At 39.3% G+C, this 12,543-nt stretch carries 14 protein-coding genes; 8 read left to right on the plus strand and 6 right to left on the minus strand.

Annotation, left to right across the window (positions count from 1 at the left end; genetic code table 11):
* Positions 1–135 precede the first annotated feature (135 nt).
* A complete protein-coding gene (locus HB912_RS12060; protein WP_185374920.1) occupies positions 136–327 on the plus strand; it encodes a DUF3311 domain-containing protein in 192 nt (63 codons plus the stop codon).
* A complete protein-coding gene (locus HB912_RS12065) occupies positions 324–1,781 on the plus strand; it encodes a sodium:solute symporter family protein (RefSeq protein ID WP_185374922.1) in 1,458 nt (485 codons plus the stop codon). The genes HB912_RS12060 and HB912_RS12065 overlap by 4 nt, the downstream gene beginning before the upstream one ends.
* 19 nt (positions 1,782–1,800) lie before the next feature.
* On the opposite strand, the gene rlmD is transcribed toward HB912_RS12065, so the two are convergent.
* Positions 1,801–3,189 carry a 23S rRNA (uracil(1939)-C(5))-methyltransferase RlmD gene (gene rlmD, locus HB912_RS12070; RefSeq protein ID WP_185374924.1) on the minus strand — a complete coding sequence of 463 codons (1,389 nt, stop codon included), beginning with the start codon at positions 3,187–3,189 and terminating at the stop codon, positions 1,801–1,803.
* Between the two features lie 120 nt (positions 3,190–3,309).
* On the opposite strand from rlmD, the gene HB912_RS12075 reads away from it, so the two are divergent.
* Entirely contained in the window at positions 3,310–3,966 is a 657-nt protein-coding gene (locus HB912_RS12075; protein ID WP_425324776.1) for a deoxynucleoside kinase, read from the plus strand.
* Positions 3,967–4,090: 124 nt separating this feature from the next.
* Here the strand turns inward: HB912_RS12075 and HB912_RS12080 are convergent, their stop codons facing one another.
* Entirely contained in the window at positions 4,091–4,933 is an 843-nt protein-coding gene (locus HB912_RS12080) for a YihY/virulence factor BrkB family protein (protein ID WP_185375083.1), read from the minus strand.
* 141 nt (positions 4,934–5,074) lie between these two features.
* Between HB912_RS12080 and HB912_RS12085 the strand changes: the two genes are divergently transcribed.
* Entirely contained in the window at positions 5,075–5,299 is a 225-nt protein-coding gene (locus HB912_RS12085; RefSeq protein ID WP_185374928.1) for a DUF1128 domain-containing protein, read from the plus strand.
* On the opposite strand, the gene HB912_RS12090 is transcribed toward HB912_RS12085, so the two are convergent.
* Positions 5,296–6,096: an AAC(3) family N-acetyltransferase gene (locus tag HB912_RS12090; protein ID WP_185374929.1), complete on the minus strand. Its 801-nt coding sequence runs from the start codon at positions 6,094–6,096 to the stop codon at positions 5,296–5,298. The two genes, HB912_RS12085 and HB912_RS12090, sit on opposite strands and share 4 nt — an antisense overlap.
* Positions 6,097–6,149: 53 nt before the next feature.
* Positions 6,150–6,908: a type I methionyl aminopeptidase gene (gene map, locus HB912_RS12095; RefSeq protein ID WP_185375084.1), complete on the minus strand. Its 759-nt coding sequence runs from the start codon at positions 6,906–6,908 to the stop codon at positions 6,150–6,152.
* Between the two features lie 196 nt (positions 6,909–7,104).
* On the opposite strand from map, the gene HB912_RS12100 reads away from it, so the two are divergent.
* Positions 7,105–7,557, plus strand: coding sequence for a flavodoxin (locus HB912_RS12100; RefSeq protein ID WP_036072300.1), 453 nt, complete (start codon positions 7,105–7,107; stop codon positions 7,555–7,557).
* Positions 7,558–7,590: 33 nt separating this feature from the next.
* Here the strand turns inward: HB912_RS12100 and HB912_RS12105 are convergent, their stop codons facing one another.
* The gene (locus HB912_RS12105) at positions 7,591–7,941 is read right to left on the minus strand and encodes a hypothetical protein (RefSeq protein ID WP_185374930.1); all 351 of its coding nucleotides are present in this window, start codon (positions 7,939–7,941) and stop codon (positions 7,591–7,593) included.
* 235 nt (positions 7,942–8,176) lie between these two features.
* On the opposite strand from HB912_RS12105, the gene HB912_RS12110 reads away from it, so the two are divergent.
* The 3 genes from HB912_RS12110 to mreBH all read left to right on the plus strand — a co-directional run bounded on the left by HB912_RS12110 (position 8,177) and on the right by mreBH (position 11,898).
* Positions 8,177–9,409 carry an aminopeptidase gene (locus HB912_RS12110; RefSeq protein WP_036072299.1) on the plus strand — a complete coding sequence of 411 codons (1,233 nt, stop codon included), beginning with the start codon at positions 8,177–8,179 and terminating at the stop codon, positions 9,407–9,409.
* A gap of 89 nt (positions 9,410–9,498) precedes the next feature.
* Positions 9,499–10,767, plus strand: coding sequence for an MDR family MFS transporter (locus tag HB912_RS12115; RefSeq protein ID WP_185374931.1), 1,269 nt, complete (start codon positions 9,499–9,501; stop codon positions 10,765–10,767).
* 135 nt (positions 10,768–10,902) lie between these two features.
* On the plus strand, positions 10,903–11,898 hold the full coding sequence (mreBH, locus tag HB912_RS12120) for a rod-share determining protein MreBH (RefSeq protein WP_036072297.1): 996 nt from the start codon (positions 10,903–10,905) through the stop codon (positions 11,896–11,898).
* Between the two features lie 290 nt (positions 11,899–12,188).
* Here the strand turns inward: mreBH and HB912_RS12125 are convergent, their stop codons facing one another.
* The gene (locus HB912_RS12125) at positions 12,189–12,533 is read right to left on the minus strand and encodes a hypothetical protein (RefSeq protein WP_185374932.1); all 345 of its coding nucleotides are present in this window, start codon (positions 12,531–12,533) and stop codon (positions 12,189–12,191) included.
* Positions 12,534–12,543: the final 10 nt, after the last annotated feature.

The raw sequence follows: 12,543 nt of genomic DNA on the forward strand, positions 1-12,543 counted from the left end.
CCTTCACCATGTCACAAAAAAATTCATCCAATAAAAAACTGCTCATCAAAATCTCAATTTCTGTCGTCGCTGGATTACTACTTTTTTATGCGATCATTGTTTGGGCTATTTTACAATAAAGGAGTGACGTAAATCATGAAAAAAGGGATTTTACTCGTTCCCTTCTTATTCATTCTTGGCGGCGCCGCATTTGCCAATCGCATTGATCCACATATTTTAGGCATCCCTTTTTTATTATTTTGGATCGCCATCGGCACAGTGCTTTCTTCTCTTTCTGTTCTCCTTCTTTACTATTTTGAAAAAAAGAAAGGAGATGACCGTTCTTGACCTCTCTTTTCGTCATATCGGCTTTTTTTATTTTAACGATTTTTCTTGCGCTGCGTGCGCGAAAGAAACAGAAGATGACTTTACAAAACTGGACAGTGGGGAATCGAAGCTTTAACACCGTTTTTGTTTTCTTGCTTACGGCGGGAGAAGTCTATACAACTTTTTCTTTTCTAGGTGGAAGTGGTTGGACCTACTCTAAAGGAGTATCAGCCATTTATGTAATGGTCTATATTTCTCTTTCTTATGTTACTTCTTATTTTTTACTTCCACTCATTTGGGAATATGCGAATAAGCATCAACTCGTTTCACAGTCTGATTTCTTTGCTAGGAAATATCAAAGTCGCGGGCTCGGTATTTTTGTCGCTGCGATCGGTGTCATTGCGATCATTCCTATCATTGTCATTCAGTTAAAAGGACTTGGCATCATCGTTTCTTTGACTTCTTATGGACGAATTCCAATGAATATAGCTATCATTATTGGCACATTCGCCATTGTTTTGTACTCAGTCCTATCTGGCATTCGAGGGGTAGCTTGGATATCTGTTTTAAAAGATTTAATGATTTTATTTGTGATCGTCTTTATGGGTATCTACTTGCCGCTTCACTATTATGGTAGTTTTTCCGAGCTTTTCACACAAGTAGAAGCTTTTAAACCTGAGCTTCTAACCTTTCCAAAAACAACCTATAGTATTACGTGGTTTATCAGCACCGTTTTATTTTATGTGCTTGGCTTTTACATGTGGCCACAAGTTTTCGCCTCTACCTTTACTGCCAAAAATGCGAATACTTTCCGAAAAAACGCCATCATCAGTCCACTCTATACATTAATGCTTTTATTTGTTCTTTTTATCGGATTTACGGCGGTTTTACAAGTTCCAGGTCTTACGGGAGAAGAAAGCGATCTTGCTTTGATCCAACTATCAATCAAAAGCTTTGACCCCTTCTTCGTTGGAATTATCGGGGCTGCTGGTATGCTCACTGCTCTTGTACCAGGGGCGATGCTTTTGATGACTGCGAGTACGCTTGTTTCTAAAAATATCGTATTTGGTTGGAAAACAAAACCAAACGATGCACGCATTGCTTTCTGGTCTAAATGTTTTGTTCCAATTCTTGGTGGACTTGCTTGTCTATTTGTTTTTCAAGGTGGAAACGCACTAGCAGCCATCTTGCAAGTGGGTTACAGTCTGATTGTTCAGCTCTGTCCCGCACTCTTTGCAAGCCTCCTAAAGAAAAACCCACTTACGAAAGAAGGAGCTTTCGCAGGAATGGCTGTTGGCATTTTAATCACCATCTTTATTAGTAATTACAGCATGACACTTGCCACTTTATTTCCAAACTTACCGGCGGTTATCAGCGACATCAATATTGGTTTCTTACCGCTTCTTGCTAATTTAATTGTGGCGATACTTATCAGTTTAATGACTCAAAAAAACCGTATGTCATCAACCGATTAACCGGCTGATGACATACGGTTTATTTCTTTTTGGGATTAGATTTTAATGTTAGCTTCACAACGCATTCGACCTGAGCCGTCATGGGAAACATATCTACTGGCTGTAAATACCGAATCCGGTAACGCTTTTCAAGCTGAGCCAAATCACGCGCGAGTGTACTTGGATTACAAGAAACATAGACGAGCTGTTTCGGCTTCACCTGTAAAATCGAACGAAGCAAGCCAGATTCAAGCCCAGTTCGCGGTGGATCCACTATGACAATATCCGGTTTATAACCTTCATCTTGCCACGAATGAAAGACTTGTTCCGCTGTTCCAACTGTATAGCTTGCATTTGTAATTCCGTTTTTTTGTGCATTTCGCGTAGCATCAAGCACTGCTTCTTCGACAACGTCCATGCCGCGCACTTCACGCACTTTCCGAGCAAGATAAAGACCGATTGTACCTGCACCAGAATAGGCATCCACAAGACTTTCTTCCCCCGTTAACGTTAGCGCTTTTAGAACTTCTTCGTAGAGCTTTTCAGTTTGACTAGGGTTAAGCTGAAAGAAGGCGCGAGCCGACAAATCAAATTTCAATTCGGATAGCTCCTCTGTCATTTGTTCCTGCCCAAAAAGCTTTTCAGTTTCAGGTCCGAAAATAAGTGAGCTATCATCTTCTTTTACATTTTGCATAATGGAGACAAGATTTGGGAACTGCTTCGTGATTTCTTCAATGAAGCTTCGTCTGCCGTTAAAATGCTTACCCGTCGTTACAAGAACAAGTTGTGCTTCCCCAGTTTTCACTCCTACACGAACAACTATCGTTCGAATATCTCCTGTTTTTTCGCGCTCATCATACGCTTTTACGCCCAGTTGGTTGAGTATGTCACGTGCTGCATTTGTGAGTTCCACCGTTCGCACATCTTGGACGAGGCAATCTTCAATCGGCACAAGTTCATGACTTTCACGCGCATATAGCCCCGTTCTAAGCTTCCCGTCAACCATTCGAGCTTGAAATTGACTTTTTCCCCGGTAGCGGAAAGGCTCTTCCATTCCGATTGTTTCACGGATTTTCAGTTTTTTAATATTAAACTTGGTGTGCTTTTCCAGCGCCTGGATTAACAAATCCTTTTTCAAATCAAGCTGTGCACTATATTTTAAGTGTTGCAGCTCACAGCCCCCGCATGTTTCATAGACTGGACAGGGCGGTGTTACGCGAAATTCCGATTGGCGTTTGATCTTTTCCACTTTTGCCACGCAATAATTTGGAAAAACCTTTGTTACTTTAGCCACTACTTCTTCACCGGAAAGAGCATCATGTGTAAATACTACCGTTTGTTTATGATAACCGATTCCTTCACCGTTTATCCCCATTCTTTTAATTTCAAGCGGAAAAGTCTGTCCCACTTTTATCTTTGCTCCGTCCAACCACATCTCCTCCGTTTCAATTCTTCATCCATACTATCAAAAAACTTTTATTTTGTCACCGCTTTTTAGTATAATGAATGAGAATGGCTTTAGACTAAGGGAGGCCTTCTCTTGAAAGGAATGGAAAAAAACGTGATTGTACTTGCTGGAATGATTGGAGCTGGAAAAAGCAGCTACACAGAACTCATCGCAAGAGAACTTGGTTCAATTGCCTTTTACGAAAGTATCACGGACAACCGAATTCTCGAAAAGTTTTATGATGACCCAGGTCGCTGGGCCTTTGCCTTACAAATTTATTTTTTAAACACACGTTTTCGCAGTATTAAAGCTGCGTTGCGTGACGAAAATAACGTCTTAGATCGAAGCATTTATGAAGATGCGCTTTTTACACAAATCAACTATGAAGAAGGCAATATCTCATCGCCTGAAATGGACACCTATCTCGACCTACTCGACAACATGATGGAAGAACTAGGAACTCTTCCGAAGAAAGCGCCTGATTTGATGATCTACTTAAGGGGCAGCCTCGAAACAGTGCTTGAGCGAATTAAAAAGCGTGGGCGCCCCTACGAGCAAATCGATGAAAATCCTAGCTTGCTTGAATACTATACGCGACTTCACGCACGCTATGATAGCTGGTTTGAAAGTTATGACAAAAGCGCGACACTTGTTTTTGACATTGACCAAATTGACATTACAAATAGTGAGGATGCCTATGAAGTTATGCAAGCAATCCGAACAAAGCTTGCAGACATTCATCAGCGACCCACTGATTAAAAGGGTAGCCATGGAAAAAGAGCCATGTATCAACATGACTCCTAGCAAAAAAGATGACAATCCAAGTAACATCATTTAAAATAGCCCTATCCAGTCAGGATAAAGGGCTATTTTTTGCTATCCTTTAATTGATTTCACCAATGACTCGTTTTTGTTTCAATACTGCAAAAGCTGCATTGAGCTCTCCACCAACCATTAAAATAATACCCGTTAAATAAAACCACAACATCAAAATAATGATGACTCCAATACTTCCATAGGTTGCAGAATAGTTAGCAAAGTTGTTTACATAATACGCAAAGCCAAGCGAAGTGATAGACCAACCAACCGTTGAAAAAATAGCTCCCGGCAGGACACCTAAGAAACGATTTCGTTTGGCTGGCGCAACCCAGTATAAAAAGACAAAGACAACAAAGATCACCACTACTGTAATTAGCCACCGTGTATTATTCCAAAAATCAACGAATTCTTTTGAAACGTGTAAATGATTAAAAATAAAAAGTCCGATTTGCTGACCAAATACAAGTAGGATCAAAGTGACCCCAATTGTGGCAATCATAGCAACGGTAAAAACCATTGATAAGAGCCGCTGTAAAATAAAATTGCGCCGATCTGTTACATTATAAGCTTTATTTAAAGCTTTAGTTACCGCATTCATTCCGTTTGATGCAGACCACAATGTAGCAATAATCCCAATGGAGAGTAGTCCCCCGTTTCGTTTTGATAAGAGCGAATCAAGATTCCCCTCTAAAAACTTGATGATTTCTTTTGGAGCAAATTCTTGAATTAAATTAAACACTGAATCCCTATCAATATTTACATATGCAAGCAAAGTTGCTGCAATTAAAAGCATTGGAAAAATAGAAAACAGCATGTAATAGGCTAACTGCGCTGCATTCCCAGAAACATCATTTTTACCGATCTGTCGAATAATCAATTTCGTAACTCGGTAAAATCGATTGCTCATTAATTTTTTTAGCACAACTTTCTCCCTCCCTTCAATAGAATGAAGTGCTGACCCTTCTTTCGATTATAAACTAATGAAACTCGCATGTCCTCTTATTTTATGATAAAATCTTCAATATTACGAGCAAAAGGGGAATAAAAAATGAATTTGGAACAACCCAGTCAAGAAAATGTGGATTTCATTCTCAAAAAAATTACTGAAAAACTAAAAATGGTGAATGCATCCGCATTTGAAAATATGAAGTTAGAACAAGTTCACTACGATTTATTGGTGGAACTGTATCAACTCATTTCTCGAAAAAATTCATTCAGTCCACGGGAAATGCAAATGTTTGCTGAAGAGTTGAGTTCGATTCGAAAAAATTAACGGTCAAAATAATCTGTAGCAAAGTCAACTAAAGGGTTCATCTCAAAAATTTTAGAAGGTGCAAGGGCGATTTGAGTTTTAAAGTCTCCTTGCGCCTTTTCAAATGCTTCCCCCACTTCTAAAAATTGATCACTATTATACGCTTTTTCCTCGTAGCTCTCAAAAACACGTTTTCCTGCTTGCAATTTAGCAGCAGTTCCCATCTTAACTGGAATTTTCTTAGAGCGTTCTTCCGCTAAATGTAGCGAAGTGTTTTTATCATGATCAACGCCAAACAAAACAATTTTACACTTCTTCAGTTGATAAAGTTTTCCAAGTGGAGACTCGTCTCCAAAGCCATGAGCTAATGAATGTCCTTCTACTATCCTATCAGCATGTTTGCCCCACGCTGTAAATGAATAATAAGGGTGGTCACTTCTCACAACATCTTTTAAAGCACGAAAGCTTTCTGCAATCACGCCCATGCCAGTGCTTGGCGTCCTATCTTTATCAAAAAGTGGCATATTTTGCCTGATCTCCTCCCACCACTCTTCTGGAACTGGTGGATTTTCCCAAAAATTCGGGTCGCTTAATCCTCCTGTTTGCGCTGGCATAACAAGGGTTCCTTCTTTAGTTAAAAGACCTTGAAGCGCATTAATTATAGCAATCGCTCCCCCACAAACCCATCCAGCTTGCGAAAGCGATGCATGAAAAATAATCGTATCTCCTTTTTTTATTCCTGCATTTTGAAATTCATGAATCAATCGTTCCACAGTAAAAGGAATACTTGAACGGCGTACCGAGGCTTTTTCACTCATCTTCATTTCCCCCTTTAAAAAAACTGCAACATCACTGTTGCAGTTTTTGTTTGTTACTCATTTTCGCCTTGATAAGTTAAAATCTCTGGTCCGTTTTTCGTAATGGCAATCGTGTGTTCATACTGCGCGGATAAAGAACCATCCACGGTTCTCGCTGTCCAGCCGTTATCATCCATTTTTGCTTTCCAACCTCCGATATTTACCATTGGCTCGATCGTAATGACCATCCCTTCTTTCAGCCGCGGTCCCTTTCCAGGCGCGCCATAATGTGGCACCTCTGGCTTTTCATGAAGAGTTGGTCCAATCCCGTGCCCAATGAATTCACGAACTACACTTAAGTTTTCACCTTCTACATAAGTTTGAATGGCATGACCAATATCTCCAATCCGGTTACCAACTTGCGCTTGTTCAATTCCCAAATAAAGCGACTTACGGGTAACCTCCATTAAGTGTTTGACTTCATCAGACACATCGCCAACTGCATAAGTCCAAGCAGAGTCTGCGAGTGCTCCGTGATAGTTCACAACCATATCTACCGTGATGATATCGCCATTTTGTAAAGGCGTTTTTCTTGGGAAACCGTGACAAATTTCATCATTAATGCTTGCACAAGTTGCATATTCATACCCTTCAAACCCTTTTTGTTCCGGTGTCGCACCTTTGCTACGCAAGAATTCATCAGTAAAAACTTCAATGTCCCAGCTTGTTATACCAGGTTCAATCATTTTGGCAATTTCTTTATGCGTTTCAACTAAAATATCGCCGGCTTTTTTCATTTCATCAATTTCGCGGCGTGATTTAAGTGTAATCATCGTCTGTTTCATCCTCTCCTAGAAAATCCACTATCCTTAATTATAACGCTCGAGTAAAAGAAAAGAAAGCAATCGACAAAAAAAGGTTGCACAATTCAGCAAGACATTTATAATAGAAGTGTTAGTGAATCCATTCATAAAGTTATCATGCAGATAACTTTTTAAAAAATTTTTCAGAAAATGGTGGTATGAGAAAATGGCAAAAGTGATGATTGTTTACGCAAGCATGACGGGAAATACACAGGAAATCGCTGATATCCTTGGTGAAGAACTAGAAAAATATGATATTGAAGTTGAAATTGAAGAATGTATTAACGTTGAGCCAGAAGAACTGCTTGATTATGATGGCGCCTTAATCGGTGGCTATACGTATGATGATGGTCAGCTTCCTGATGAATTCGTTGATTTTTATGAAGATATGGCCGATGTTGACTTTTCTGGGAAAGTTTGTGCTTCATTCGGTTCTGGTGATACTTTTTATGATGAATTTTGCCTAACAGTTGACCTTGTTGAGACGCGCTTAAAAGAAAAAGGCGCGATTGTTCCTGTTGAAGGACTAAAGGTTGACTTAGATCCAGACGAAGATGATGTAGAACGCGCTGAAGCGTATACGAAAAAATATGTAGATGTTTTACTTGAAAATGCATAATAAATGAAAAAAGATGCCCTTCCGGCATCTTTTTTAATGCTGTTTTTTAGGAATAAATACAAAAAGAGCAAGAATACTACAGATCGTACATGCAACTGGACGTAAAAAAAGCAAAGTGCCATAGACTGGCTCCATGAAGAAACCGCTAAAACCTAGAAGCGCCCATAAAATCACCGCACAAACACTTCGTTTGCGATTCTGTTTCCCGTACAAATATAAAATTCCAGCAACGATCATTCCAACCGTGATGATGTAACCAAAGATATCCATGGCTTGATCAGAAATTGTAAAAATATTAATTTGCAGGCGGTCAGCGATTTGTATTTGGTTAATCATCCCAATAATCGCAACAACAAATGACAAAATGCTAATGAAAATCCTCATAATACATAAATCCCATCTCGTTTTCTTTTTATTATAGCAGAAAACTGCTTACTAAAAACAACTTTACCAAAAGGTTCACAAATTTGTCGTAAAGTAACGCTTTTTTTATTTAAATAAGGTAAAAAAACTATAAATGGCAGAAAATTAGTTTTATTTAAAAGGTTCCAAATCCCGTTGCTTTCCGCTTCATTTTGCGCTACTATAAATTTATGACATTTAAGAGAGGTGTGAAATAATGACAACTTTTAATGAAAAATTAGACAAATATGCAGAGTTAATCGTCAAAACTGGGGTCAATGTACAGCCTGAGCAAAAAGTGGTAATCAATGCAAGCATTGATTCAGCCCCACTAGTTCGTTTAATTGCGAAACATGCGTTTCTTGTAAAAGCAAAAGATGTTATCGTAAACTGGGCGGACGAAGGAGTTACACTAGAGCGCTACAAAGGTGCCCCACTTTCTGTTTTTGAAGAGGCCCCGGAATATCGTGTAAAAGAACGGACAGAGCTTGCGAAAGAAGGAGCTTGTTTTATTTCCATCGTCTCAGAAGACCCGGATCTTTTAAAGGGTGTTGACGGAGAAAAAATCGCGGCCGGGCAAAAAGCAATGGGCGAAGCGCTTAAAGAATTTCGTGAGTTAACGATGTCAAATGCAATTAGCTGGACGGTTGTTGCGGCGGCTTCTCTTGGCTGGGCTGAAAAAGTTTTCCCGGATCTACCAGAAGCTGAACAAGTGCCGAAATTATGGGAAACTATTTTTGAAACGACACGTATTAATACGGCTGATCCAATCAAAACTTGGAAAAAGCATGATGAAACACTTTATGCAAAAGCTAAAGATTTAAATGAAAAACAATTTAAAACACTTCACTATACAGCCCCTGGAACAGATCTTTATATTGGACTTCCAAAAGATCATGTTTGGGTTGGCGCAGGCAGTTACAATGAAAAAGGACACGAATTTATGGCAAATATGCCAACAGAAGAAGTTTTCTGTTGTGCTGAAAAAACAAGTGTAAACGGTTATGTTTCAAGCACAAAACCGCTTAGTTACGCTGGAAATATCATTGATAACTTCAAACTCACTTTTGAAGATGGAAAAATAATCAAAGTGGAAGCTGAACAAGGACAAGCGATCCTTGAAGATTTAGTTTCGACGGATGAAGGCTCACACTACCTCGGTGAAGTGGCACTCGTACCTGATCCTTCCCCCATTTCACAAAGTGGCATTCTTTTTTATAATACATTGTTTGATGAAAATGCTTCGAATCACCTGGCAATTGGAAGCGCCTATGCTTTCAACATTAAAGGCGGCGAAAACATGACGCGTGCAGAATTAGATGATCGTGGTGTGAATACGAGTCTTGTTCACGTTGACTTTATGATCGGTTCAAATAAAATGGATATTGATGGCGTTACAGAAAGCGGCGAAACTTTGCCTGTCTTCAGAAATGGGGACTGGGCTTTCTAATTCCTTTTTTCACTGAACATATATGCCGTGCATTTCGTTACATTTTCTTCTTTAGAGAAAGCGAAAACTGAACGAAAGAAGGTATATGCATGAAATTTAGAGATTGGGACATCAATTTAAAAGTGCGTCTATTTGGGGAGGCACTGCTCGATATTTCTTTTTGGACGGTCTTCCCCTTTCTGACGCTTTATTTTTCGGATTCGATTGGACGCGCATTAACAAGTATGTTACTTATATTTTCACAAATTTTAGCAGTTATTACTGCCCTTTTTGGTGGCTATTTTGCTGACACTTATGGCAGGAAACGGATGATGAGCATTTCGGTAATTGGTGAAGGAGTTGGCTTCTTAATTTTCGCTCTCGGCGCCACATCTTTTATGCATTCCCCTTACCTGTCTTTTGCAGGCTTCACGCTTGCAAGTATTTTCATGTCATTTTATCAACCCGCCAGTCAAGCGATGATCGCCGACGTTGTTGATCCAAGACACCGAAGTCATGTTTACTCCATTTTCTATATGATGGTCAACGTGGCTGTTGTTGTCGGGCCTATCCTTGGTTCGATTGTCTTTCATGACTTTACAGTTGAAACATTACTGGCCATCGCCTTTTTCGATCTTGTTTTGCTTATTTTATTGCAAAAGTTTGGGCACGAAACGGCACCGCTTGCCTTAAATCCCGAATTACGAAAAGCGCAAAGTAGCAAATCACTTGGCTCTGTTATCGTGGAGCAAATTAAAAACTATACCCTTATTTTTAAAGATAAAATTTTCTTTCTTTACATTTTAGCCGGGATCATTATTGCTCAAGCAACGATGCAACTTGACTTGCTTTTCCCACTTTTTATTAAAGAAAAAATTGGTAATTCCACGGTGCTTGGCATTTCGTTAACAGGCGAACAACTTTTCGGATTCATTGTCTCGATTAATGGCTTTTTCGTGGCTGCACTTACCGTTTTTGTAACGCGAATGATGAGTCGCTATCAGGAAAAATTTGTATTTATGAACTCTTCCTTCCTTTTCGGTATAGCGCTCTTTCTTTTTGCCGCCATCGCAACCCCTTACGGAGCCATTGTAGCTATTATTCTCTATAGTTTCGCTGAGCTTATGACAGTTGGGATTCAGCAAAACTTTGTTTCAAAATTAGCACCAGAAGACAAGCGAGCGATGTATTTTTCCGCCGCTGGTTTACGATATAACCTTGGAAAAGTAATTGCACCACTTGCGATTACGCTCTCTGCAGCAATCGGATATTTTTTCACCTTTTCGCTCATTGCGTTACTCGCATTCTTAAGCGGAATCATCTATTATATTATGTACGTCAAATATGAAAACAGTTCACGATCTGAGCACTCTATCTGAGTGCTCATTTTTCATTTAGTTAACAAATTCTTGTCATTTCTGTGATTTTCGTTTAAATTAGACAAAGCAGGGAAAAAATAACAGACATATTTTGTAACTGTAAAAATAAGTGTAAAAATAGAAAGTGGTGTTGAAATGTTTGGAACTACTACAATCGGTATTGACTTAGGAACGGCCAATATCTTAGTTTACAACCAAGAAAAGGGAATTATCTTAGATGAACCATCCGTTGTGGCGGTTGATACAAACACGAATGATGTCCTTGCTTTTGGACATGAAGCAAAAGAAATGATGGGAAAAACACCTGCGAATATTGCAATCGTCCGCCCAATGCGTGAAGGCGTAATTGCCGATTTTGACGTAACGAGCGGTTTACTTCAACAAATTATGAAGCGCATTAATGCTTCTGAAGGAAGTTTTCGTAAACCCAATGTTGTCGTCTCAACACCAAGTGGCGCTACTTCTGTAGAACGCCGTGCAATTAGCGATGCCGTGCAAGCGGTTGGAGCAAAATCTGTAGTTTTAATGGAAGAACCCGTAGCAGCTGCGATTGGCGCAGATCTTCCAGTTTCTGAACCTGTTGCTAATACAGTAGTTGATATTGGCGGAGGAACGACAGAAATCGCTATTATTTCTTACGGAGGCGTTGTTTCAAGTACTTCCATAAGAACAGGTGGCGATCACATTGATGAAGAAATTATTAACTATATTCGTAAAGAATATAATTTATTAATTGGTGAAGCCACCTCAGAGCGAGTGAAAAAAGAACTTGCCTATGCACCAGTTCCGCATGCAGAACTTAAAGCAGAAATTCGTGGACGTGATCTTGTAACTGGTCTTCCAGAAACTGTCACAATCTCCTCTAATGAAATTCAAAGTGCAATTGAGGAATTGCTTGAACGCGTTCTCGAAGCAATTCGTCTCACACTTGAAAAATGCCCAGCTGAACTTAGTGGGGACATTGTTGATCGAGGTATCGTACTTACAGGGGGCGGAGCACTTATCCAAGGATTTAAAGAATGGCTAGTTGAGCGGATTGATGTTCCCGTACATATGGCGCCAGAACCGCTTAAATCCGTAGCAATTGGAACTGGTAAATCACTTGATTATGTCAAAATGATCTCCAAATAATAAAAAGACCGCTAACGTTGATTTTTGTGTCACTCCCCAAATTGTCAGATTTCTACATTTAAAAATAGCTTAATACCAATGATAACAAGAAACATGAACTATCAAGGTAACAAAACAAAACAAAAGAATATTATATTTTTTAGGGGCATTTTAGGGGCGTGAAATAAAAAAAGACCTTTTTGCATTAGAAGCAAAGAGGTCTTTTATTTTATATGTTTTTATCTCGTAACAAACATGTATACAGAAACAGATTACACCCAAAAATTTCTGTAGTCTATTTCTTTTACTTTTCATTTTTCCATCATAGATTCAAAAAATAAATCCAGTAACTTGTCCCCTTTTTCTTGTTGTTCCTTTAAATGTTGCTCTGCATGTTGCACAAATCTCCGTGCATCTTCAACAGCACGATTCAAACGGCGACTGCATAAACCGTCTTCTTTACGAATATGACTAAGTAAGCCTTCGAAAATGTCTCCTTCTGCCTGTTCTAGCTCCTGTGCCATTTTCCACACGTATTCTTTTTTTCCTTCTTCAAAATGGTTTAAATGCTCCCGCTCCTTTTCCAGTGTTTCTTTGGCTGCTTTTTGACGAATTTGATTAAGCTCTAGTTCTTGGATAAGCTCTTCTTGTTCCATTTTCCTGCCT

Source organism: Listeria aquatica (genome assembly GCF_014223975.1).
Classification (GTDB): domain Bacteria; phylum Bacillota; class Bacilli; order Lactobacillales; family Listeriaceae; genus Listeria; species Listeria aquatica.

Coding starts and splice junctions, on each gene's coding strand:
- HB912_RS12060 (WP_185374920.1), top strand. CDS start 136: ATGAAAAAAGGGATTTTACTCGTTCCCTTCTTATTCATTCTTGGCGGC.
- HB912_RS12075 (WP_425324776.1), top strand. CDS start 3,310: ATGGAAAAAAACGTGATTGTACTTGCTGGAATGATTGGAGCTGGAAAA.
- HB912_RS12080 (WP_185375083.1), bottom strand. CDS start 4,933: ATGAGCAATCGATTTTACCGAGTTACGAAATTGATTATTCGACAGATC.
- HB912_RS12085 (WP_185374928.1), top strand. CDS start 5,075: ATGAATTTGGAACAACCCAGTCAAGAAAATGTGGATTTCATTCTCAAA.
- HB912_RS12090 (WP_185374929.1), bottom strand. CDS start 6,096: ATGAGTGAAAAAGCCTCGGTACGCCGTTCAAGTATTCCTTTTACTGTG.
- map (WP_185375084.1), bottom strand. CDS start 6,908: ATGATTACACTTAAATCACGCCGCGAAATTGATGAAATGAAAAAAGCC.
- HB912_RS12100 (WP_036072300.1), top strand. CDS start 7,105: ATGGCAAAAGTGATGATTGTTTACGCAAGCATGACGGGAAATACACAG.
- HB912_RS12105 (WP_185374930.1), bottom strand. CDS start 7,941: ATGAGGATTTTCATTAGCATTTTGTCATTTGTTGTTGCGATTATTGGG.
- HB912_RS12110 (WP_036072299.1), top strand. CDS start 8,177: ATGACAACTTTTAATGAAAAATTAGACAAATATGCAGAGTTAATCGTC.
- HB912_RS12115 (WP_185374931.1), top strand. CDS start 9,499: ATGAAATTTAGAGATTGGGACATCAATTTAAAAGTGCGTCTATTTGGG.
- mreBH (WP_036072297.1), top strand. CDS start 10,903: ATGTTTGGAACTACTACAATCGGTATTGACTTAGGAACGGCCAATATC.
- HB912_RS12125 (WP_185374932.1), bottom strand. CDS start 12,533: ATGGAACAAGAAGAGCTTATCCAAGAACTAGAGCTTAATCAAATTCGT.